20 protein-coding genes and 2 tRNA genes are annotated in these 25,169 nt (G+C 30.3%); 5 read left to right on the forward strand and 17 right to left on the reverse strand.

The genetic code is table 11. The annotated features are described in order from the left end of the window. Positions 1–117 precede the first annotated feature (117 nt). On the forward strand, positions 118–333 hold the full coding sequence (locus ACREVX_RS16840) for a hypothetical protein (protein ID WP_431545377.1): 216 nt from the start codon (positions 118–120) through the stop codon (positions 331–333). Positions 334–766: 433 nt separating this feature from the next. Here ACREVX_RS16840 and ACREVX_RS16845 read toward each other — a convergent pair whose 3' ends face one another. Further along, positions 767–2,266 carry a Na+/H+ antiporter NhaC family protein gene (locus tag ACREVX_RS16845; protein WP_431545378.1) on the reverse strand — a complete coding sequence of 500 codons (1,500 nt, stop codon included), beginning with the start codon at positions 2,264–2,266 and terminating at the stop codon, positions 767–769. Between the two features lie 250 nt (positions 2,267–2,516). Here ACREVX_RS16845 and ACREVX_RS16850 point away from each other — a divergent pair, with 250 nt between their 5' ends. Beyond that, complete coding sequence (locus ACREVX_RS16850) at positions 2,517–3,353, forward strand: MBL fold metallo-hydrolase (RefSeq protein ID WP_431545379.1); 837 nt, start codon at positions 2,517–2,519, stop codon at positions 3,351–3,353. 42 nt (positions 3,354–3,395) lie between these two features. On the opposite strand, the gene ACREVX_RS16855 is transcribed toward ACREVX_RS16850, so the two are convergent. The 3 genes from ACREVX_RS16855 to ACREVX_RS16865 form a co-directional block, all read right to left on the reverse strand. Continuing rightward, positions 3,396–6,668 (reverse strand): SNF2 helicase associated domain-containing protein, encoded by a 3,273-nt coding sequence (locus ACREVX_RS16855; RefSeq protein WP_431545407.1) that lies wholly within the window; start codon positions 6,666–6,668, stop codon positions 3,396–3,398. A gap of 196 nt (positions 6,669–6,864) precedes the next feature. Next, a tRNA-Gln gene (locus tag ACREVX_RS16860) sits at positions 6,865–6,939 on the reverse strand. A 14-nt stretch (positions 6,940–6,953) separates the two neighbouring features. Further along, positions 6,954–7,028: transfer RNA gene (locus ACREVX_RS16865), tRNA-Glu, on the reverse strand. A 162-nt stretch (positions 7,029–7,190) separates the two neighbouring features. Here ACREVX_RS16865 and ACREVX_RS16870 point away from each other — a divergent pair. Continuing rightward, the gene (locus tag ACREVX_RS16870) at positions 7,191–8,267 is read left to right on the forward strand and encodes a patatin-like phospholipase family protein (protein WP_431545380.1); all 1,077 of its coding nucleotides are present in this window, start codon (positions 7,191–7,193) and stop codon (positions 8,265–8,267) included. Positions 8,268–8,321: 54 nt separating this feature from the next. Here ACREVX_RS16870 and argH read toward each other — a convergent pair whose 3' ends face one another. The 9 genes from argH to ACREVX_RS16915 all read right to left on the reverse strand — a co-directional run bounded on the left by argH (position 8,322) and on the right by ACREVX_RS16915 (position 19,370). Continuing rightward, a complete protein-coding gene (gene argH / locus ACREVX_RS16875; protein ID WP_431545381.1) occupies positions 8,322–9,635 on the reverse strand; it encodes an argininosuccinate lyase in 1,314 nt (437 codons plus the stop codon). 30 nt (positions 9,636–9,665) lie between these two features. Beyond that, positions 9,666–10,871 (reverse strand): argininosuccinate synthase, encoded by a 1,206-nt coding sequence (locus ACREVX_RS16880; protein ID WP_431545382.1) that lies wholly within the window; start codon positions 10,869–10,871, stop codon positions 9,666–9,668. Positions 10,872–10,917: 46 nt separating this feature from the next. Then, complete coding sequence (locus ACREVX_RS16885; RefSeq protein ID WP_431545383.1) at positions 10,918–11,649, reverse strand: amino acid ABC transporter ATP-binding protein; 732 nt, start codon at positions 11,647–11,649, stop codon at positions 10,918–10,920. Positions 11,650–11,664: 15 nt separating this feature from the next. Continuing rightward, the gene (locus ACREVX_RS16890) at positions 11,665–12,312 is read right to left on the reverse strand and encodes an amino acid ABC transporter permease (RefSeq protein ID WP_431545384.1); all 648 of its coding nucleotides are present in this window, start codon (positions 12,310–12,312) and stop codon (positions 11,665–11,667) included. A gap of 50 nt (positions 12,313–12,362) precedes the next feature. Continuing rightward, a complete protein-coding gene (locus ACREVX_RS16895) occupies positions 12,363–13,151 on the reverse strand; it encodes an ABC transporter substrate-binding protein (protein WP_431545385.1) in 789 nt (262 codons plus the stop codon). Positions 13,152–13,488: 337 nt separating this feature from the next. Then, positions 13,489–16,695 (reverse strand): carbamoyl-phosphate synthase large subunit, encoded by a 3,207-nt coding sequence (carB, locus tag ACREVX_RS16900; protein WP_431545386.1) that lies wholly within the window; start codon positions 16,693–16,695, stop codon positions 13,489–13,491. A 121-nt stretch (positions 16,696–16,816) separates the two neighbouring features. Continuing rightward, complete coding sequence (locus ACREVX_RS16905; protein ID WP_431545387.1) at positions 16,817–17,863, reverse strand: carbamoyl phosphate synthase small subunit; 1,047 nt, start codon at positions 17,861–17,863, stop codon at positions 16,817–16,819. Positions 17,864–18,057: 194 nt separating this feature from the next. Next, positions 18,058–18,201: a hypothetical protein gene (locus ACREVX_RS16910; RefSeq protein WP_431545389.1), complete on the reverse strand. Its 144-nt coding sequence runs from the start codon at positions 18,199–18,201 to the stop codon at positions 18,058–18,060. Positions 18,202–18,488: 287 nt separating this feature from the next. Then, complete coding sequence (locus ACREVX_RS16915) at positions 18,489–19,370, reverse strand: DegV family protein (RefSeq protein WP_431545390.1); 882 nt, start codon at positions 19,368–19,370, stop codon at positions 18,489–18,491. A 400-nt stretch (positions 19,371–19,770) separates the two neighbouring features. Here ACREVX_RS16915 and ACREVX_RS16920 point away from each other — a divergent pair, with 400 nt between their 5' ends. After that, the gene (locus tag ACREVX_RS16920; RefSeq protein ID WP_431545391.1) at positions 19,771–20,607 is read left to right on the forward strand and encodes a hypothetical protein; all 837 of its coding nucleotides are present in this window, start codon (positions 19,771–19,773) and stop codon (positions 20,605–20,607) included. A gap of 71 nt (positions 20,608–20,678) precedes the next feature. On the opposite strand, the gene ACREVX_RS16925 is transcribed toward ACREVX_RS16920, so the two are convergent. Then, on the reverse strand, positions 20,679–22,181 hold the full coding sequence (locus ACREVX_RS16925) for a S24 family peptidase (RefSeq protein ID WP_431545392.1): 1,503 nt from the start codon (positions 22,179–22,181) through the stop codon (positions 20,679–20,681). A gap of 194 nt (positions 22,182–22,375) precedes the next feature. Here ACREVX_RS16925 and pdaA point away from each other — a divergent pair, with 194 nt between their 5' ends. Beyond that, a complete protein-coding gene (gene pdaA, locus ACREVX_RS16930) occupies positions 22,376–23,200 on the forward strand; it encodes a delta-lactam-biosynthetic de-N-acetylase (RefSeq protein WP_431545393.1) in 825 nt (274 codons plus the stop codon). A 107-nt stretch (positions 23,201–23,307) separates the two neighbouring features. Here pdaA and ACREVX_RS16935 read toward each other — a convergent pair whose 3' ends face one another. The 3 genes from ACREVX_RS16935 to ACREVX_RS16945 form a co-directional block, all read right to left on the reverse strand. After that, a complete protein-coding gene (locus tag ACREVX_RS16935; RefSeq protein ID WP_431545394.1) occupies positions 23,308–23,754 on the reverse strand; it encodes a GNAT family N-acetyltransferase in 447 nt (148 codons plus the stop codon). A gap of 68 nt (positions 23,755–23,822) precedes the next feature. Beyond that, positions 23,823–24,554, reverse strand: coding sequence for a TraX family protein (locus ACREVX_RS16940; RefSeq protein ID WP_431545396.1), 732 nt, complete (start codon positions 24,552–24,554; stop codon positions 23,823–23,825). 265 nt (positions 24,555–24,819) lie between these two features. Further along, on the reverse strand, positions 24,820–25,146 hold the full coding sequence (locus ACREVX_RS16945) for a hypothetical protein (RefSeq protein WP_431545397.1): 327 nt from the start codon (positions 25,144–25,146) through the stop codon (positions 24,820–24,822). Positions 25,147–25,169 lie beyond the last annotated feature (23 nt).

The raw sequence follows: 25,169 nt of genomic DNA on the forward strand, positions 1-25,169 counted from the left end.
AAACTGGTAACATAATCTTAAAAATAATTTATTTGGATCATTTTTATATTTAAAACATGATATTACTCACCCTTATACTTAAATCGGAATACTTTATAATGAAAGGAGGCAATGACCATGAATTATAAAGAAAAATATAGTGGAACCAAAGAAGAGTTTTATTTTTTTTTAAAGGATGAAATTGTAAAGTTATTTAAAGATAAACTCAAAATAGAAGGTAACCTTATTACAATTCCAGACAATGAAGAATTACATTTTAAGATTAAAATTGATAGTGATGAGGATTACGGTGATCTTACAATTAAAGTTAAGTGGGGAGAAAACCCCGAGTAATTAGAATAAAACACCAACAGTATATTTAATCGTGAAAAATTGAGTTTTATAAATACTAAAATTCATATACCCTGAGGATATACTATAAAGTTTAGACTTATATTCACAAATATAATTTTATATAATTTTTCTTTTCCTCAATAATCATTAAATTTCCTCAGGGTTTTATATATATCTATAAATTTATTTTATATATATTTTTCACTATTTTAAATTTTTTGAAATCTTTTTCTACACAAATAACCTTGTTGTCTTTTTTACCAAAAAAGTTTATTACTTAGTCTTAAAGCCTGATACTCCTTTCATCAAAAAAATATGAGGTTATTCATAAATTGGTGAAAATTCATTATCTTCTTAAATCAAATGAAAGGCGATATATTGTGATTTCACAATATATCGCCTTTCATTTGATTTACATTTCACAAAAAAATATTTACAATGATAATTCTTCATTACTGCTAGCCTTAATATTCTTCTTTAACTGAACAGCAGGTTCACTTGGCAATTTAAATAAAGGTATAAATCTGTCAAGACCCGTTATCGTAAGTAATAATAATGAAACTACTGCTACCAAGGCCATAAAGTTGTATTTTATTATATCTATAGGTACAAATGTATGAAGAGGATAAACTGCTGACGCTATGCCTACATAAAAAACTACATATACATGCCATGGAATAAGTTGTGATCCAAATACTCCAAGTGCATCTGAGGAAGTTGCATTTCTTAAATGTAATGTATACATATCTTCTTTGCTACCAACTACGTTATCTTCAAGTAAATTTTTAATTATCGGACCAACTGTTACTATTTGTGCCATTTCATCTGCCAATGCAGCATTCCCAAGTATCGACAGTACCCCGTTATAAAACATAAGTTGACGTACATTTTGGGAAACTTTAGAAACCAATTTTGATAATGGTGCAAATGCATCCATTTTAGCCATTATACCTCCAAACGCACCAACCCACATCATCATAACAATAACCCATGATCCTGCATCTGAGAATCCTGTTTGCATTAATTCTAAGAATTCAGTTACCGATCCTATTGTACCTGCTAATAATCCAAGTATTAGGGATGTTATAATTCCAAGCCCTAAACATGCAAGTGTTGGAAATCCTTTAATTGCTACTCCAATTACGACTAACAATGGTATTATCATGTAAACTGGAACCCCTGTTTTAACTTGATTTAATAATTCAACAGCTGATGGTCTAGCTTTTTCTAGTGATGCCCAAACATTTTTTGGAATATTATTTATAGCCTCACCTGCATTACCAGCTATAGTTGGTAATCCCATTCCTGCACTTACAGCGTAGAAAATAATTGCAGTTATTAATAAACACATAAGAGACCATACTCCTTGATGTCTTATTCTATCAATAACTTGAACCTTATGAATACCTGAACTTACAACAGTTGTGTCAGAAATAAGTCCTATATTATCGCCAAAGCAAGCTCCACCAGCGATTGCTGCCGTAGTTAGCACAACGTCTCCTCCCAATATATGGTTTAACCATAGAAAAATTGGAGCGCAGGCTGCAAAGGTTCCCCATGAAGTACCGGTGGCAATCGAAAGCACTGCTGTTACTACTAACCCTGTAACGGCTATTGTTCTAGCTGTCACTCCAAGGGTTAACGAAAAATTAATTATAGCTGCACCAACACCTGTTGCCATGAAAGCCTCAGCCATTGCATAAGCTACCATCAATATAAAAAATACTAGTTGCATTTCTTTTACATTGTCCACAGCAGAAGTCACAATATCATTAAATTTAAATTTGCATACAAGTGCTGCTACCATAGCTGCATAAATAGTTGATATTGGTGCAGCAAGTAATGCATCCATTCCAGATATCATAAGTCCTGCCATTACAAATACTGGTGATACTTTAAATAGTCCAATCATGAATTTTTTTGATAAGTTCATGTATAGTTCCCCCATTCGGATTTTACGTTAACTATCATAAAGTTACATTTTTTTAACTTTATATAAACATTGTTAAGTATATTCAACATTATATCCTATATTTCGCAATGATTCAATAATATTTATTATGGTTTTGTATATAATAACATTATATAAATCACATACATTCTTATGGTATAATTAACTTATACTATTTATGTGATTTATCTAAAAAATAATAATACAAAATATTAAAATTAAGAGGTATAAAATGAACTTTTCAAAATTTACTAAAATTTTCGAATATATGTATATATTACATCGTAGAAATTTTGCTTTGTACTTTAAACGTATCAGTATGCCCTCATCCGAACCTTTAGAGACAAATTCTATCCATTGGGTAGGCCATGCCACTGTAGTTATTAATCTACTTGATAAAGTGATAGTAACTGATCCTGTAACTAGTATACATCTTGGTCAACTAAAAAGATTAGTTAAGCCATCCCTAAATTTGGCCTCTATTAATATTGATTACATCCTGCTATCGCATGGTCATATGGACCATCTGAATTACTCTACTCTATTTAAATTAAATAAAAACACTAAAGTTATTGCACCTAAAAATTTGAATATACCCCTGAAAATCTTAGGATTTAAAAACATAATTCTTTTAAATAATGATGAAACGTATAGTGATAATCACATAAAAATAAAGGCACTAAAGGCAAATCATGATGGTAGACGTTATCCATGGGGGGCTGAAGCTGCCAGTAACTCCTACATAATTGAAAATAGCTTTAAAAAGATATTTTTTGCAGGAGATACTGCTTATACTAATGTTTTTAAAAATTTAACAGCAGACGTGGCTATAATGCCTGTAGGTTGCTATAAACCTGATGAATATCAGGAAATGCATTGTTCACCTGAGCAGAGCTTTAAAATGTTTAAAATGACAAAAGCTAAATTCATGATTCCAATTCATTATAAAACCTATATTTTAGCTCAAGATGAAGATGAAGTTACCACAGACACCTTAAATAGAATAAATGATGGAAGCATAAAAATTATTGATATTGGCCAAACTGTAAAATTAGATGATTGTAAATAAAAAATAAAAAAGTATAGAAACATTTGTTATAAAACAATAACATTAAGCAAATAAATCTTTAATATCATTTCGGCTCATTTGAGATAGCAATAGTTCCGCTCCCGTTTCATCGTTAATAACACTTTGCGAAATTTCCTTTTTCTTTTCTTGGAGTTTAAATATCTTTTCTTCTATAGTTCCTCTTGCTATTAATTTTATAACCTCAACTGTTTTTTTCTGTCCAATTCTATGAGCTCTATCTGTAGCTTGAGCTTCCACAGCTGGGTTCCACCAAGGATCAAAATGTATTACCATATCTGCACCTGTAAGGTTTATACCTGTACCTCCTGCTTTTAATGAAATTAAAAACACCTGAGACTCACCTTCATTGAAAGTTTTCACCATTTCCACTCTTTTTTCAGACTTTGTTGACCCATCTAAATACATATAATTTATATCCTTATCCTCTAGTCTGCTAGAAATATTTTTTAGTACCCGTGTGAATTGAGAAAATATTAATATCCTATGCCCTTGCTGCAAACTATTTTCTAAAATTTCATCTAAAGCTTCCATCTTTCCACTACCTCCATCATAATTCTCGATAAAAGTAGAAGGGTCACAACATATCTGTCTTAACCTTGTTAATATTGATAAAACTTTAAATTTACTTTTATTAAAACCCTTTGATTCAATATCTTCTTCTAGTTCTCCTTTAGCATCCTTTAAGTATGCTAAATATACTTTCTTTTGTTGTTCCGTCATTTCTACTGAAATTCTATGTTCAATTTTAGACGGTAAATCCTTTGCAACCTCGATTTTTGTCCTTCTTAGTATAAATGGTTTTACATGATTATTTAGTTCTACAAGCGCTTTGGCATTCCCATTTTTTACAATTGGTGCTTCGTATTTTTTGGAAAAAACGTTATGATTTAACATGTATCCAGGCATTATAAAATCAAAAATTGACCAAAGCTCCGTAAGGGAATTTTCAATTGGTGTACCAGTAAGTGCAAATTTACATAGAGCATTTATAGTTTTTACAGCAAAAGCACTTTGGGAATTAAAATTTTTGATGAACTGTGCTTCATCTAGGAAGCAGTGTCTAAACTTAATTTTCTCGTAATCCTCAATATCTCGCCTGATAAGTGAATATGATGTAATAACTACATCGAAATCAACAATATTTTGTTTTTGCTCTTCTCTACTATTTTTGCTTCCTGATATTACTATACAATTTAGGGTTGGTGCAAACTTTTCTATTTCGTCCTTCCAATTGTATACAACTGATGTAGGACATACTACGAGAGTTGGTTGTTTGTTATCATTTTCTTCAACTTCTGATTGAATAAATGCTATAGCTTGAATTGTTTTACCAAGTCCCATCTCATCTGCAAGAATTCCACCAAATCCGCATTTTGCAAGAGTTTTTAACCACTTAAATCCAACTTTTTGATAATCTCTCATTATATTATCTAAAGCTTTAGGTACAACCGCTTTAATTTTTTTTGCACTGAATGTTGTATTTACTAAGTCTTTAAATTTTTTATTTGTATTCACAAAATCCATTTGTTCTCGTTTTAATTTTTCCTCTATGTATATGGCATTGTATTTAGAAAGTATAATTTTATCTTTCGAGATATCTTTATTCTTTATATTTAGATAATCTATCATTTGAGATACCTTTAATAGATTATTCGAATCTAATAATACAAAACTTCCATTTTTAAGCCTATGATACTTTCTTTTTTCTCTTAATGAGGTGAATATACTACTAAGTTCAGTATTATCTACCCCCTCAATACTAAAACTGAATTCTAATAAATCATCCTTGTTAAGTGTTATATTTGACTTATATCCTGAGCTGCCATGTACCTCGATTTTTTTAAAATCTTCTGAATAATATACCTCTGCCATTTGCTCGAGCTTTTCTAGTCCAGAAACCAAAAAATCTAGTAGTTTATCTTCATCTTGAATTTCAAAACCTTTATTTGTACTTATAAATCCAAATTCATGAAATTTATTTATTATATTCATTTCCGTGTCCATGTCTCTTATAAGTGCCCTACCTTCTTGTGCTTTATTTTCATTGCTATTAAAAGGATTTATTTCTATATCTCCATACTTAAATGTTATTAACACATCTACATTTTCAGATCTTTTTTCAAAATAAACTACTGCCTTAAGCTCTTTAATATAAAATTCATTCTCAAGGGATACATCTATATCTACTTTATTACTTATCCTACTTAAAGTTGGAATTACAAATGATGCTACATCATCTTTTTCTTCTTCATAGAATTCTATACATCTATTTTTTTCTTGTCTTAGTCTATTATAAAAAGGCAAATATGCATCCTTTTGATCTGTCGGCACCTCATATATTACACCCTCATAAAAAAAGAATTCACCATCACTACTAATAGCTGTAGGCATATGCTGTTTTTGCTTTAGTATAAATTGATTATCTTCTCTATTTATTTGGAATTCTAGTGGCATTGCTTCTTGAACAATATGAACATTAGTAAATATTTTGCCATCGATTGTAACGGTTAGCTCCCTATTATACAGACATCTAAATAATCTTTTAAGCATACTATCCGTAAAATAAGCTCTTTTGCCAGACAAAAACCTTATTGCATTTCCTCTATGTACATCTGCAGCTCCAGCCACAACTTGAAGTTCGCTGGCTTCCTTGAAAAGCTCTATGATGCTTAAATCTTCTTGTCTAAAAGAATGCAAATAGGGATTATATGTAAATTTTTTTCCGAATTCCATAGGTTCAAAACTTTTACTATAGCAATTAAAAAATTCTTTAATATTTTTAACTACATAAAGTTTATCTTCGCCAACTTTAAGACTCACAAAAGATTTCCTGTTATCACTATTAGGTTCATGCTCATATTTTATTTCTATGTTTAAGTATGATTTTGCTCTCGATGCAACAATTGTATTATTAGTTATTAACTTAATTAAATTACTAGTTTTAATCATTTTTTTTGCTTTAATAATTTCTTCTTTCTCATATAGAAACTTTAATAAAGTAGCTACTACATGTTTACACATATTTCTATACCTATAATAACCAAAACCAAACTTGTTACTACAATCGCAACTATAATTCATAAAAAAATCGATATTATCAAAACTCACATCTACTTTATACATAGTAAAATTTGATGATTCTACATTCGCTGTTATCTCTGTTTGAGTATAGTCCTCATGCTCTTTTATTTCTACATCTATATCTTTAACCTTATTATTCGAATAATACTCACTTCCACTTTTATAAGTAGCTTTATTAGTTCTTTCTCGTATAATCTCTTCATTTATATCAATCAAAAATTTCACCCCATCGAGTTTTATCTAGTTGTTATATCTTATAATTATTAACCTTTAATATCATTATATACTAAACTCACCAATTAAATTTTATTCTTTACGCACTCACGATAATATATAAAAAAAACAACCTTAGCATAATAATTTCAGCTAAGGTTGTCTATATTTACTTTAAAAATAATTCAAAAATATTTGGCTAGGATGGCAGGATTCGAACCTGCGAATGCCAGAGTCAGAGTCTAGTGCCTTACCACTTGGCTACACCCCAATAGAACAAATTAATGGTGACTCCTAGGGGAATTGAACCCCTGATTCCACCGTGAGAGGGTGGTGTCTTAACCTCTTGACCAAGGAGCCTTATTAGTGTTAGTCTTTTGCACTACGAGATATAGTATACCTCATAATGTAGTATAAGTCAAACGAATTATTATGATATAATTATTTTAGTGAATTATTTAAGGATAATATATGTAACATAACACCATTCATACATATATTATCCTTAAAGGGGTGTTATATATGAATGATTATAATACAAATAACATTAAATTTGCAGACATTGTTTTTGAAGGTGGTGGAGTTAAAGGTATCGGCCTTGTGGGAGCTTTAAAAGCATTTGAGCAAAACAGATATAGATGGAAAAGCATTTGCGGGAATTCCGCTGGTTCTATTGTAGCTGCACTTGTTGCTGTAGGATACAATGCTGATGAAATAAAAAAATTAATGTTAAAGCTAGACTACACAAAAATCGCTGATAAAAATCGTTGTAATATACCCTTATTATCGAATATTCGTAATTTACTTTTTAAAAAAGGAATTTTTAAAGGTGATTATATAAAAAGCTGGATCGATGAAGCCCTTTCAAACAAACTTAAGAAAACAAACGAAAAAAAAGTAACCTTTGGAGATTTGGTTGATTCTGATGAAAATGGCATCCTTTTAAACAATATAAAATATAAGAGAAAATACAAACTGCATATTATAGCTACAGATGTAAGTCGTGGTCAGATGATAATTCTACCTGAGGACATAGCAGATTACGGAATAAATCCTGATGAACTCGAGGTTAGTTTAGCAATTAGAATGAGCATATCCATTCCGTATTTCTTTCAACCAGTAAAATTAAATAATTTAAATACAAATAAAAAATCTCTAATTGTTGATGGCGGAGTACTAAGCAATTACCCAGTTTGGATTTTTGATGTAAATGCTATTCCTCGTTGGCCTACTATTGGGTTTAAGCTAGGTGGAAGTAAAGAAGTACGAGAACATAAAATCACAAATATATTAAATTTTACCAGTTCAATTATTGAAACAATGCTAGAAGCACAGGATGATATTCATATAAGAGAAATGGATTTTCTGCGAACTGTGAAAATTAATACTCTTGACATTAAAACTACAGATTTTAATATACAAAACAAAAAAATCATGGATTTATATTCCTCTGGCGAAACTTGTGCTATGAAATTCCTAGAAAACTGGGACGAAGTTTTTAAAAAGCAACGACTCCTCAGAGATAGTTTAGGTAATAAAAATAGAAGTTTTGATCCACTACTCAATGATTTTAAGAAAAAACACGTTCTAGGTGAATAATCACCTAGAACGTGTTTTTTTAAAATAGATATTGTTAACCACATATTAAGTTCTTTACATTTCCTTTTTAATACCTCTACTTAAAGTGTTTTCATAATCAATAAATTCATATACATCTTGATTAAATAAATCACTGAAGTTTTTAAGCTCTTCTAAACTTAAATCTTCTATGGCCGTATGTATGCTCTCGCAGTGAATAACAATGTTACCTATAACGCAATGAGCATCCCTAAATGCCATTCCATTTTTCACAAGATAATCCGCAGCTTCAGTAGCATTTAAAAAACCTTTTTTAACTGCGTTATGCATATTATCCTTTTTAACTTTTAAAGTTCCTAACATTTCGTTCATAACCTTTATGCAACTTAAAACTGTGTCAACTGCATCGAAAAAAGGTTCCTTATCTTCTTGCATATCTTTATTGTAAGCAAGTGGTATTCCTTTCATTGTAGTAAGAAGGCCCATTAAGTCTCCGTACACTCTTCCAGTCTTACCTCTTATTAATTCTGCTGCATCGGGATTTCGTTTCTGTGGCATTATGCTACTACCAGTGGAGAACTGATCACTAATTTCAATGAAATCAAATTCTTTTGTACTCCATAAAATAAATTCTTCACTTAGTCTACTAAAATGCATCATTATTATTGAAAATGCAGATAAAAGTTCCAATAAATAATCTCTGTCACTTACTCCATCCATAAAATTATCCACAGGTTTATTAAACCCTAATTCTTTAGTTGTAAAATTTCTATCCGTATCATAAGTTGTTCCGGCAAGTGCACAACATCCAAGAGGATTTTCATCCATAATCTCAATGGCACTAATAAGTCTTTTCTTATCGCGACGAAGCATATTATAATATGACATAATATGTTGCTTAAATGTTACAACCTGGGCTCTTTGCATATGTGTATATCCAGGCATAATGTATGCATTATCATTTCCTAATTTAATTATAGTATTTAAAATGTTATCAATATTATCAATAACCTCGCCAGCTTTATGTTTTGAATATAATCGCATATCTACTGCAACCTGGTCATTTCTACTTCTTGCTGTATGTAGTTTTTTACCTACATCACCTACTAGTTTTGTAAGTTGTATTTCCATAAAGCTATGAATATCTTCATAGTCACCTTCTATTTTAAGTTTACCTTCTTGAATATCAGATAAAATAGAATCTAAGCCATTAACTATAGTTATACTTTCATCATTTGTTATAATGTTGCATTTAGCAATCATTTTAACATGAGCAATGCTACCCATAATATCTTCATAATACAATCTTTTATCAAAGCTCAGAGAACTATTAAAGTCCTCCATAAGCTTACTTTCTTTGTCTTTAAATCTTCCGCCCCAAAGTTTCATATTAACACCTTCTTACCTTTTGTAATTTTTTTATTGAAAATTATTTAATTTTTTATATGCTTTAATTTTGCTTGGAAGTGAAAATAAGTTAATAAATCCTTCAGCATCCTTATGATCATATAATACACTTGCTCCAAAAGAAGAGATACTTTCATCGTATAAAGCATTAGGAGATTCTTTACTTGATACCATAATATTCCCTTTATAAAGTCTCAATGTAACAGATCCAGTTACAGTTTCTTGCGTCTTATCTACAAATGCATCAAGCGCTTCTCTCATAGTTGTAAACCAAAGTCCATCATAAACAAGTTCGCCATATTTTTGTGATATAGAGTATTTAAAGTGAAGAGTATCTTTATCTATTGTTATTTCTTCTAGTTCCTTATGAGCTGCATAAAGAACAGTACCACCTGGAGTTTCGTAAATTCCTCTTGATTTCATTCCCACAAGTCTATTCTCAACTAAATCTACAATTCCTATTCCATTTTCTCCACCAATTTTATTTAATACGGAAACAATATCTATTGGCTCAAGTTCAATACCGTCAACCTTGGTAGCAATTCCCTTTTCAAAATATATTTCTACAAAAGTAGGTTCATCTGGAGCTTTTTCTGGAGGTGTAACCATAAGATACATATCTCGTTTATGATCATTTTTAAAATCTTCAATATCTCCACCTTCATGACTTGCATGCCATAAATTTTGATCAACTGAATATATTTTTTCCTTTGTAACTGTTATTTCTATACCTCTAGCATTAGCATAATCTATAGCGTCTTCTCTTGATTTTATATCCCAAATTCTCCATGGAGCTATAATTTTTATAGACGGATCTATAGCTGCTATTGCAACTTCAAATCTTACTTGATCATTTCCTTTACCTGTGCATCCGTGGCATATATATTTTGCCCCTTCTTTATGTGCAATTTCCACAAGTTTTTTAGATATTAAAGGTCTTGCAAAAGCTGTACCTAATAAATATTTTCCTTCATATTCAGCATTCGCTTTAACACCTTTAAACACGTAATCTTTTATAAATTCAGCTGTTACATTCTCAATATATATTTTAGCTGCTCCTGAGCTTAAAGCCTTTTTCTCAATTGCCTTCATATCATCTTCTTGTCCAACATTAATGCACGCTGCTATAACATCCATATCATAGTTTTCCTTAAGCCAAGCTATTATTATAGACGTATCTAATCCTCCTGAATATGCTAAAACCACTTTTTCTTTCATTTTTATATCCCCTTTCGAATTTGTTTATCATATATTAAAATTATCTCTAAAGTATTTTATTTAAAAATTCTTTAGTTCGCTGCTCTTTTGGATTTGTAAAAAACTCTTTAGGATTTCCCTCTTCTACTATTTTTCCACCATCCATGAAAATTACTCTATCTGCTACGTCACGAGCAAATCCCATTTCATGAGTTACAACCACCATAGTCATACCTTCTTTTGCAAGGTTTTTCATAACTACTAGAACCTCCCCAACAAGCTCTGGATCTAAGGAAGATGTTGGTTCATCAAATAACATTATGTCAGGTCTCATAGCCAGTGACCTTGCTATAGCTACTCTTTGCTTTTGACCTCCTGATAACTTTGACGGGTAGTCATCAACCTTTTCACTTAGACCTACCTTCTCAATAATTATCTTAGCCCTTTTTAATACTTCTTCTCTATTTTCATGCTTAACTGTAATTGGAGCCTCAATAACATTTTGCATTACAGTCATATGATGAAACAGATTAAAATTTTGAAACACCATACCTACTTTTTCTATGGTATTTCTCATATGTTTTTTGTTTTTCGCGTCTAGTTTTTCTCCCTCAATGAAAACTTCTCCCACATTAGGAGCCTCAAGGTGATTTAAACATCTTAAAAATGTACTTTTCCCTGAACCAGAAGGTCCTATTATAACCAGTACTTCGCCTTTTTTAACTGTTACATTTAAACCTTCAAATACCGTTAAGCTTCCAAATCTTTTAGTTAAATTTTTAGTTTCTATCATATTCATCTTGAATCACCTCTGTTAATATACTGACAGTTTTTTCTCATAATATGAAAAAACTGTAGTGAAAATTGTTGTCATAAAAAGATACAAACATGCTGTTATAAAAAAAACTTCAAGCGGCCTAAAAGTTGAAGCATATAAAAGTTGCGCTTTTCTCATAACTTCTTCCATAGCAATAACGGACACTAAGGATGTATCCTTAAGCATTGTTATAAACTCATTACCCACTGATGGAATAATTATTTTGAAAGTTTGAGGTAGTACCACCCTTTTCATAGTATCAAAATAAGTAAACCCTAATGACCTGCAGGCTTCAAACTGACCTTTATCTACTGAAAGTATTCCGCCTCTTATTATTTCCGCCATGTAAGCACCTGAATTCAAACTGAGTCCTATTAATGCTGCCTGAAAAGGTGATAAATTAACACCTACATATGGTAACCCGTAATAAAAAACAAATAATTGAAGAAGCATTGGTGTTCCTCTAAATATCCAGGTATAAAATCCTGCTACACCGGCCATAAATTTATTTTTAGAAAGTTTCAGTAATGCTGTAACTATACCTATTACTGTTCCAAACACTACTGACAATACCGTTAATTCTATAGTCATTAAACTTCCTTCTAATAACACAGGAAAGACGTTCTTTATAACACTTATATCCATTCTTGTTCCTCCTAGCATTCCTCTGGGTGATCTAACAATTCTTAATTGTTTTATTCTTTATATGCGTCGAATCCAAACCATTCTAACGACATCTTAGATAAAGTTCCATCAGCTTTAAGTTCATCAACAGCCTTTTGTACTGCCTCATTTAACTCTTTATCATCCTTTTTAAATCCTATTCCAATTGGTTCCTCACTAATTTTTTCTGTTAACACTTCATATTCACCAGGCTTCTTAGCAACGTAATATCCACCAACTTGAGCATCCATAATTACTGCATCTACTCTTCCAATTGACAATTCCTGAAAAGCCTCTGTAATCTTATCATACCTTTTAACTTCTTTTAACCCTTTCATTGCAGTCGCTGCTTTATCTCCTGTAGACCCTAACTGACATGATACTATTTTGCCTTGTAGATCATCCAAACTTTTCACTTTTACATTTCCTTTTTTTATAGCCGCAACCTGACCACCCATTACATATGAATCAGAAAAATCTATAACCTTTTTTCTTTCATCTGTAATGCTCATAGCTGAGAGTATTATGTTAAATTTTGATGCTGTAAGAGCTAAAACTATTCCATTAAAATCAGTAGATATATATTCTGCTTTCACACCTAATTTTTTTGCTACTTCATTACCTAAATCTATATCAAACCCAACTAGCTCATTTTTTTCATCTCTAAATTCCATTGGAGGATAAGAATCATCTAGTCCTATAGTTAATTTACCAGCCTTTTGAACTGCCTCAAGCGAATTACCATTCTGTTTTTGTCCACACCCTACAAGTAATACCCCCGACATAGTAATAGTTAATATAATTGATATAAATTTTTTCAATTTAACCGCTCCCCCTTAATGATATAATAAGTTTATGAATATTTATACATTTATATGCATATCACATGTTTTTCTTTAATATTTTTCATCATATAATTGTTAGTCTTCATTACTGATTTAACTGGCTTTCTTTAATTTATTATATATTACTTCTTATAATAATGCAATGTTTTTTTATTAATGGGTATTTATTTTATACAATGTTTATGCATGTATCGACCAAATTCATATCAAACTAATTAAATTAACTTATTTATACTAGTTAAAAAATAAAAGGATGTCCCTAGCTCACATTGGGCTAGGGACATCTTCCTAATAGTTTATTGTTTTTTAATTATCATTCTGCAATATTAAATACTTCTAAATTTTCACCGTCAATATTTTTTTTCATAATATCAACTAATGCTTTGGCAGTATCTAGTGATGTTATAATTCCGAGTGAACTCTCAATAGCTGTTCTTCTTATTCTAAAACCATCTGTTTTTGAATCATTTCCTTTTGTAGGAGTATTTATTACTAAATCAACTTTTCTACTCTTTATTACGTCAATGATATTAGGATGACCCTCTGTAATTTTTTTAACATCTATTGCTTCAATACCATTTTCCCGTAATAATTTTGCTGTACCCTCTGTTGCTATAAATTTATAATTAAGTTCACTAAACGATTTAGCTATATATAAAAACTCTTGATAGTCTTGAGAATTAATTGTTGCCAAGATAACGCCTTTTTCTTTTTTAACATTCATTCCTGATGCAATAAATCCTTTATATAAAGCTTCTTCAAAGTTTCTTCCTATTCCTAAAACCTCCCCAGTAGACCTCATTTCAGGTCCAAGGCATACTTCAACCTCAGGAAGTTTTTGTGTTGAAAACACTGGTACCTTAACTGACACTAATTTTGGTTCCTTATAAATTCCAGTTCCATACCCTAAATCTGTTAGTTTTTCTCCTAACATAACTCTAGTTGCAAGTTCTACTATAGGAACATTACTAACTTTACTAATATATGGGACTGTCCTACTAGCTCTTGGATTAACCTCAATTATGTACAATTCGTTTTTATATTCTATAAACTGAATATTAACCATGCCTATTACTTCTAGTCCTAGTGCTATCTTTTTCGTGTATTCTAATATTTTTTCTTTTATAGAACTTGAAATGTTTTGACTTGGATATATTGTAATACTATCTCCTGAGTGAACACCAGCTCTTTCTAGATGCTCCATAATACCTGGTATTAATATTTCCTCACCGTCACAAATAGCATCAACTTCTATTTCTCTTCCTAATAAATATCTATCTATTAAAACAGGATTCTTCTTATCTTTTTTAAATGCATTGTTTAAATAATGTTTTAATTCGTTTTCTTCATAAGTTATTTCCATTCCTTGCCCACCTAATACATAAGATGGTCTAACCAATACAGGATATCCTATATTCTCGGCTTCTTTTAGTCCCTCTTTTAAATCCCATACAGCCTTTCCTTTAGGTCTGTTTATATTTAATTTTTCAAGGAGTGCCTCGAATTTTTCTCTATCTTCTGCTGCATCTATATTCTCAGGTTTAGTTCCATATATAGATATGTTTTTTTCGCTTAAAAATTTAGCAAGTTTAATAGCAGTTTGACCTCCAAATTGAAGTATTACTCCATCTGGTTTTTCTTTTTCAACAATATTAAATACTTCTTCCTCTGTTAGTGGTTCAAAATATAATTTGTCTGAAATATTAAAGTCTGTACTTACAGTTTCAGGATTATTATTAACTATTATAGTTTCAATCCCTAGCTTTTTAAGAGCAATTACACTATGAACAGATGCATAATCAAACTCAATTCCTTGCCCTATCCTTATAGGGCCTGAACCTATTACCATAACCTTTTTCCTATTACTTACCTCAACTTCATCATATTCATCATAAGTTGAGAAGTAGTATGGCGATAAGGCTTCAAATTCTCCTCCACATGTATCTACCATCTTATACACAGGCTTAATGTTAAAAGTATTTCTAAGTTCATAAATTTCATTTGGACTTACCCCTAATAAATCTGCAATTCCTTTATCCGAAAATCCCTTTTTCTTAAGTATTAGTAACCAGTCTTTATTCATATCTGCAAGTGAAGATACTTTAATCTTTTCCTCTTGATATACAATCCACTTGATTTTGTTTACAAAGAAATTATCTATTCCTGTAATTTCCGAAACCATTTCAACCCTATAATCACGTCTTAGCATTTCTGCTAAATAAAATATCCTCTCATCATCAGGTTCCATTACTCTCTTCTTTAATTCTTTCAAACTTTTTTGTGCTAACCCATTATATTGTAATGAGTACTGACCAATTTCTAGTGATCTAATTCCTTTTAAGAGTGCAGCTTCAAAGTTGCTTCCAATTGACATTATTTCTCCTGTAGCCATCATTTTTGTCCCTAAAACCCTATTTGCCCTATCAAACTTATCAAAAGGCCATCTAGGAATTTTAACAACTACATAATCTAGTGAAGGTTCAAAGCAAGCATATGTTTTTTGAGTAACTGCGTTTTTTATTTCATCGAGCGAATATCCTAGTGCTATTTTTGAAGCTACTTTTGCAATTGGGTATCCTGTAGCTTTTGATGCCAGTGCTGATGATCTACTTACTCTTGGATTAATTTCAATAACTGCATACTCAAAGCTTTTAGGATTTAGAGCAAGTTGTACATTACAACCACCCTCTATGCCAACACTGTTTATAATGTCTATTGAGGCACTTCTAAGCATTTGATATTCTTTATCTGAAAGAGTTTGGCTTGGTGCTACAACAATACTGTCTCCTGTATGTATTCCAACAGGATCTACATTTTCCATATTACATATTGTAATGCAATTACCATTACTATCTCTCATAACTTCATATTCTATTTCTTTCCATCCTTTAATTGACTTTTCTAATAGCACCTGCCCTATAGAGCTTAATTGTAACCCAAGTTCTAGAATTTCTATTAATGCCTCCTGCGTCTCCGCAATTCCACCTCCGCTTCCCCCCATAGTATATGCAGGCCTTACAATTACAGGATAGCCTATCTCACTTGCAAAACTTACTCCTCCTGCTATATCAGTTGCAATTGTGCTTTCAACAACTGGTTGTTTAATTTCCAGCATAAGATTTCTAAAAAGTTCTCTATCTTCTCCTTTTTTAATAGCTTCTATAGAAGTTCCTATTACTCTCACATTATATTTATCTAAAATACCATTATCAGATAACTCCACAGCTAAATTAAGTCCCGTTTGCCCACCCATACCGGCAAGTAAACTGTCTGGTTTTTCCTTTTTAATAACCTTTTCCAAAAACTCTATTGTCAATGGTTCTATATAAACTTTGTCAGCAACCTCTTTATCTGTCATTATCGTTGCTGGATTACTATTTACAAGTACTACTTCTACGCCTTCCTCTTTTAATGCTTGACAAGCTTGAGTACCAGAATAATCAAATTCAGCAGCCTGACCTATTATTATTGGACCTGAACCAATTACTAGTACCTTTCTAATGCTATTATCTAATGGCATATGAATACCCCCTGTATAATTTCTTGTTATATTCTATTTGTACATCCTCAGCTCTAAATTATATACATTATTATTATTTGGAACATATAAAAATGAGGATTATTTATTATTTAATTATTCTCTATTTTACTGAAAGAAACTTATCAAAAATCACATCTATATCTTTAGGACCTGGGCAAGCTTCAGGATGAAATTGCACAGTAAATATTGGAAGATTTTTATGTCTCATTCCTTCAATTGTTCCATCATTAACACTAACATGTGTTATTTCCATATCTTTTGGAAGTTTACTTACAAAATATCCGTGATTTTGTGATGTAATATAAACCTTATTTTCTTCTAGATCTTTAACAGGATGGTTGCAACCTCTATGCCCAAATTTAAGTTTTTGAGTTTCACCACCAAGGGCTAATGCTAAAAGTTGATGCCCAAGGCAAATTCCCACAATCGGTTTTTTACCTACAAGCTCTTTAAGTGTCGTTATTACCTCTTGTAAATCATTCGGATCTCCTGGTCCATTTGATAAAAATATCAAATCCGGATTAACATTTAATATTTCTTCTGACTTAGCGTTTGCAGGAAAAACTGTTAATTTGCAATTTCTTATTGAAAACGAACGAATTATATTCTCCTTTATTCCAAAATCCATAATAGCTACATGTTTCCCAGTACCTTCGATAGTATAGCTTTCTTCCGGAGTAACTTTCATAACTGCATCTTTGTTATTAAAGCCCGCTAGCTTTTTCTCTATCTGAGTCTGAGTGAGTTCTTTTGTTGCGATAATTCCTTTCATACTACCATTTTCCCTAAGTATTTTGGTGAGCGCTCTTGTATCTATTCCTTCCAGGCCTATTATTTTATTTTGTTTTAAATATCCTTCAAGGCCCATTTCACATCTAAAGTTATTAGGATAGTCACATTTTTCTCTAACAATAAACCCTTTAACTTTAGGAGACTTTGACTCAACATCCTCTAAGTTAATTCCGTAATTTCCAATAAGTGGGTATGTCATTGTTACTATTTGACCATAATAAGAAGGGTCCGTTAATATTTCTTCATAACCTGTCATACCCGTATTAAATACCACTTCTCCAACACTTTCCTCTAGATACCCAAATAGATTGCCTTCAAATATTATTCCATTCTCTAAAATTAACTTGCCATTCATATTAAATCCTCCTTAGATTAAATCATCTCCTGCGGAGCTGAAACATCTTCATAGAAGATGCATTAACGACTTCAGAAGGGGGTTTATACTCCCCCCTTATAAAAGTGGGAGACTTCCCTTCTGAAATGTCGTTAAACAACCCTGTAAATTCCCCTAATATATTAATAAAGATAACAAAGTGATTATCAAAATAATCAGTCTATTATCCTTGTTAATATGTTCATAACATTTATTAATGCAATAAAAAATATACCTACAGTTTTAATGTCTAAATTAATAACTGTATTACATTTAATAGTATTAAATTCTAAATTGACAAAACAAAAATCACGTACCATAATTATCTCTACTCCTTCCTAGCCTCACAGGACTAACTTAAAAGTGTAATGTTTTTATTTATATTTTTTTTATTTCCTTTATTCTAAGTTAAATTTTTAGATTTGTCAATGTATAATTATACATTGTTATAAACTTTCGTTGCATAAATATACACGATTATAATTTATGCAATATATTCTTATATTTTTCATTCAATATTTTTAATTATAATTGGTCTAAACTAACTTACTAATTATGTTTAATAGTCACCCTAACTTGTTAAATCATCTCCTGCGGAACTCCAATATTAACGACTTTCATTCTGAAATGTCGTTAAGTCGGACTGCGTGTAATATACGATACCCAGTGCTCCAGGACCAACATGAGTTCCAATTACAGGTCCAATTGGAGCTATATCTATTTTTTTACCTATACATTCTTCAACTGTTTTAGCAAAAGCCAGAGCTCCCTCCACATCACTTATGTGATGAACCATCACTTCTCCTAGTCCATGGTTAGTTATATCTTCAACAAATTTATTAGTCATAATTTGCAATGCTCGTTTTTTAGTCCTTACTTTTTTAAACAATGCTGTTTTACCATCTGTCACAGTAAGGATAGGCTTAATTTGCAAAATATTCCCAAGCAAAGCGCTTGCTCCACCTATTCTGCCACCCTTTTTTAGATATTCTAAAGTATTTGGTATAAACAGAAACCTACTTCTTTTTATATTATCTCGCGCTATACCCACCACTTCATCCATTGGCTTACCTTGTTTTGCTGCCCTTGCTGCAGTTATTGCCGCATATCCAAGTTGCATACAATTAGCTCTTGAGTCTATAATTTCAATTAATGCATTAGGAAATTTTTCTAGTATCATATCTTTTGCAAGGCATGCATTTGAATAAGTTCCACTCATATCCGACGAAATAAAAATACCTACCACTTCATTATTATCACGTACATGTTTTTCCATGTTGTTATACATTTCCGCAAGTGGTGGTTGCGATGAAGTGGGAATAGTCAAGCTTTCATCTAATTTTTTGTAGAAACTTTCATTTTCTATGTTAGTTTCTCTATATTCCTCATCTTTAAACGTAACACTTAATGAAACTATAGAAATATCATACTCTTTCCTTAGTTCTTCCCTTATATATGAGGTGCTATCAGTTACTATTTTTACAGACATTATCTATCCCTCACTTATCAATTATTAATAATTAAATATATTATACTACAGTATAGCGCTTAACAATACCCTCTATTCTTTTGAAATACTCTTATTATTATTATTATTAGACTCATTCCGAACGTTAAAATTTATATTTCCAGCATAAAAAACATCGCATAAACTGTAATTAATTTCATATAACATTAAATTACTTTAAATTTCTACAAATAATACTTAAGTACCTCTCCATATGGTATACTCATAGTGTATAAAAGTAGGTGATATAAATATTCAAGTAAACTTTGTCAAGTCAAAAAAATAGCTAGGCACTACATAACCAATATAAACTTAAGGGAGGTGCTGCATAAAATATGGGTCAAGTGCTAATATTCCTGCCTATATTTGAGAGCAGAAAAATATGAATAAAGATAACAAATTAAGTAAAGATGAACTATTAAGTAAAGAAAATAATAAGAATAGTGAACTTATAGATAAATTATACTCAAATAAACAAAAATCAGAAAAAGAAGTCCTTAAAAACAAAAGTAATGAAGTAACTAAGTTAGAAAACAATGAGGAAAGCGAAAAATATACGAAAGAAATGCATGAACTTGCAGACAAAAACGAGTTTAAAAACAATGTAGTTGTTTTAGGCCTTGGACTAGTTGTAGTATCTGTAATTATTTTTTCTATTTTAATGAACACCTCATTTATGAACCCTAAAAAAGCTGTAGTCGTAAGCAAACCAGTTACAAAAACTACTCCAAAAAACGAACCCGCTAAAACTAAAGTTGTTCAGACAATTGTAACTTCAACTAAAATTTTTAAATATTTAGATGTTGAAGCAAATAGAACAACCTTACTAAAAAAAGCAGTTGAATTGAATGGTGGAAGTCAAACTGGTCTTACTGTACATCTTTTATCAGAGATTTTAAGAACTAATGATATTGCTATCGCTACTAATACAACCACTGTTGAAAAATTGATGAACTCATTAACTTCAATGAACTGGAAAAAGAACACCGATGCCACTAAATTACAAAAAGGCGATATATGTTTCACTACAGATATGCCAGGAAAGACTGGTGTACCTTCGCATGCATATGTATTTATGGGTTGGGTAAAAGAAGGCAAAACAGATTATGCCTATATAGTTGATGGACAAGTAGAAGAATTTAATAATATACTTCATAAACGAAATCTAACTATTACAACTACAACAAAAGACAAATTTAGCTTTTTTCTTAAAAATTAAAAATAATACCTCAGGATATGCTGGGGTATTATTTTTTTACAGTTTATATTGCTAACCCTCCTTTTCAAAAATTAATGTTTATGTTTTATAATTCCTATAGCTGTGCCGATAATATATGTATCTTCACTATCTACTACAATTGGCTGATATTTTTCATTTTCTGGCATAAGTAATATTTTATCAGTACCTATAGAAAGCCTTTTTAAAGTAGCATTTCCACCTATGTCAACAGCCACTATATCCTTATTATTTGCCGACTGTTCCTGCCGTATTACTACATAATCTCCATCATTAATGTTGGCTCCAATCATACTTTCACCTTTAACTTTTAAAATAAAAGGTTTTTTTACTCCCTTTAACCAATATCTTGGAATGTAAAACTTACCTTCTATTTCAGAATTAATAAGTATAGGTTCACCTGCCGCTATATCACTGTATACAGGCAATTCTAACAATTCCTCATTTATGTACTCAAGTTCACCATTTTGATCATCTACTATAATATCTGATATTCTACTATAATCTCTCATAAATTCATATTGCCTATTATGTCTTATATCACAATACTTAAAGTTTTCTAATGAATTAATATCTATATTTTCACGTGCAATATCATCATATTTTATTAAATACTTATCCTGTATTATATAATTATTTTTGAAGGTATAAGATTTTGCTTTTTCACCTATTGGTTTAGCATTAACTCTTTTTCCTTTTATCATCCATGAATTTGTTTTGTGATCCCCGTCCATATCCACAAAAAACGTCATACTAGAATACGACTTTTGGTTAAATAAAGAATTAATAAAATCTAACTGAACCTTAGTTAAATCATTTCCTTTATCAATTATAATGTGAGAATATTTGCCTTCTGTTATGGACTCTGCCATATGCAGTGCATATATATTAACATCCTCATTATCAACTAGCCCCTTTTTTATAAGTTGCTTATTATAAATAACCATTAGTTCAAATATTGCTTTTCTTGCTGTAGAATTTTTAAGAATTCTTTGGGGTCCTTTTCCTTTATCGCACTTCCTTCCAGTTCTATTTATTTGTAAATAGAGTTCCTGTTTTAAATAATTACAACTTTTTATCCACTTTATCTCTTCTATAAAAAATTGAATATATTCGGTACATAATATTCTTAACCTTGGATAATTTATTTTAATCTGCAATATACACTCTCTCATGATATTATTTTTAATATCATCATCTATAATTACTAATGTTTTTAATTTATGTGTATTTTTATAACCCAAATAATACCTATATAAAATATTTTCTAATGTAACCACATGAAATTTTCTTTCTTGACTAGAAAACAAGCTCAAATATTCAAGCCTTGTTTCCTCTTTTGCTATATTATATATATTTTTTATATAATTAATATCTTCACCTTCATATGCAAGCATTAATACTTTGTCTTCTTCATATAAGCAGTATTGATTTTTAAGATAAAGACTTCTGTAAATAGCTGCTGTTGTTTTACCTGATCCCTTCATGCCTCTTATTAAACTGTATCGTGATGGCCTATCACAAATCATCTTTTGTTGTTCTAAACTTAATTTCATTTAATTACCTCCACTATGGACATACTAATAGTATACAATAACATCAACCTCAAAGTAAAATTTTTATAAAAATTTATATAAAATTACCAACGTGACAATCTTTAATTTATGAATATCTATATACATTTACTGAGCATACTAAAAATATATCAATTTATAACTTATCTAAATAAAATGTAATAGAGGTGATTAATGTGAAAGGAAAAATATTTAGTATTATTATTTCTTCAACTCTTTTCGTTAGTTGTTTTGCAAATGTTTCTTATGGTAAAGAATTAAAAAGTGTAATTAGTGGCAATGAAACCCATAATAGATTAAGCACTAAAGAATATAATTGGTATTTCCAACCTAGAAACGATAACACTCCACCTGACGGTCCTAAAGAAACCAGTCAACTTATGTCAAAGTATGATTGTTATCATATAGGAGATACATCAAAAAAAGTATTGTATCTAACTTTTGATGAGGGTTACGAGGCCGGATATACTGCACCAATACTCGATGTTTTAAAAAAACATAATGTAAAGGCAGCATTCTTTGTAGTTAAACCCTATATTACTTCAAGCCCTGACCTAATTAAAAGAATGGTAGATGAAGGTCACTTAGTATGTAATCATAGCAATCACCATCCTTCAATGGCTTCTATACAAGATGAAGTAAAATTTAATAAAGAATTGTCTGATGTAGAGGATGCATTTGAAAATGTTACTCATAAAAAGATAGCTAAGTATTTTAGACCTCCAATGGGTAAATATAGTGAATTATCATTAAACTACACCAAGAATTACGGATATAAAACAATATTTTGGAGTTTTGCTTATATGGATTGGATTACAAATAATCAGCCTTCTCATGATGTTGCAATGAAAAAAATTATGCAAAGAACCCATAACGGTGGAATTATGTTGCTGCATGCAGTCTCAAAAACCAATGCAGAAATATTAGATGATGTAATTACACAATGGAAAAGCCAAGGGTACGTGCTAAAAAGTTTAGATGACCTGCCTTCTTTGCATTGATAATTAAAATATTTTTATTTATTCTAAAAGATTCTATCTAAGATTTAATAGAATCTTTTAGATTAAATTTTGTAAATTAGATATAGATATCAAATTACAATATAAAATCAGATATTTTTATATAACATCTCAACATGTGGTATATTATCTTCTAAATACACATCACTAACTTTTACAAACTTAATATTTAAATAAAATTCTAATAAATACTCTTGTGCAGAAATTTTAACCTTTTTTTCATTTAAATTATTTTTAATAAATTCTATTGCGTACCCCATCATTTGTTTTGCCAATCCTTTGCCACGGTGTTCTTTATCAACTAACAACCTTCCAATAGATATTTCATCATAAGAAACACCTTTTTTTAATATCCTTAAATAAAGAATAATTTGCTCATTTTCTTTTGCAAATAAATGATATGAGTTTTTGTCTTTACCATCGCAATCTTCATAAATACATTGTTGCTCTACAACAAAAACTTTACTTCTTAGCATTAAGATTTCATACATTTCTTCGACACTTAGCTCATCAAATTTTTTTATTTCAAAGTTCATACTTTTATTCCCCTTTTATTAATTTATACACATGTATTATTATTTTAAAATATTTTCCATTTTTGGTATTATTCATAAACTAATTTCAAAATCTTTATTAACCCAATTACTAATAAATGTACTGGATAAAACGCATAAAAACCATATCTAAGGTCTTTCCCCTTATTGCCGTTATACTTAAATATAAAAATTAATGAGGATAACGATAGTCCCTGAATAAACCAAGTTAAATCTATTGCAACGTCCTTAAATTCGTACAAATAAACTAAAATTTGTGACGCACTAAATACTATGTATACAATAGTTTGAGATATAACTATTTTAATTTTACTATCTCTAAAAACATAAAATGCTAAAATCATAACAACTCCATAGATTCCGTAATCTGTAAATAAAGATTCAGCGAATAAACCTAAACCCAACACAGCTAATATTTTAAAAGATGTTGACTTTGCCTTATCCCATATACGTATTGCAAGAAGCCCAATTGCTAAGGTGAAAAATACATTTAAATGTGGAATTGGACTCCCCATAAAAAACTTTAGAAAATCAGAAAAACTGTGTACATTGGATTGCTCATTAAACGCTAATGAAAATGGTATTTGTGATATGACTCCAAATATCAACAATCTGTAGAAATATTTTGAAAATGAGTTTGTTTTCGAATATCCCATGGCAATTAAATAAGCAAATATAGGAAATGATACTCTTCCTACCATTCTTAGGATTAAAACTTCTGGAAATAACGCTGCTCCCATATGATCAATTAACATTAATATACATGCAATAATTTTTAACATACTAGTTGTTATGAAAATCACCTCTAATAACTATTATATTCATCTAACTCGATTTTTAAATTATACCATTTGTTTCATATATTTGTGCTATTATGTTTTTCAATTTAATATTAATTCTTATTTTCACCGTTTTCCACGTTTACTTGATTATTTTCAATATTTTCAAGTCAATCAATAATTATACCTGTAAAAAGTTACTCTATAAATATTAATAAGGGTATATATCTGCACGTACAGACATATACCCTTCTAATTAGTATCAATTCTATCTGATACCATTCATTTTCCCTTTTAGCGCCTTAACTCGTCCGTTCACATAATTTGTTAATTCGCGTATGTTACCTTTTATTTCATTTGGAGCACTTGTAACCATTGTAATTATATCTAATTTGTTACCTTTAATTTCTTTCGCAACTTCATAAGCAAGACATTTATTTTTCATTTTCCAGTAGGTAGTGTTAAATTGGTCTGCCTGACGTTTATTATAATATCCTTTTTCAATTCCAAACTGAAATAAATCCGCTGCTGATTCTAATTCCTCTAAATCTTGAACTTCTATTGTTTCGTTAACTAAATCTTGAAATGCTTTCATTATAGCTCTCCTTTTTAACAAGT

Source organism: Clostridium sp., assembly GCF_050717545.1.
GTDB lineage: Bacteria > Bacillota > Clostridia > Clostridiales > Clostridiaceae > Clostridium_AD.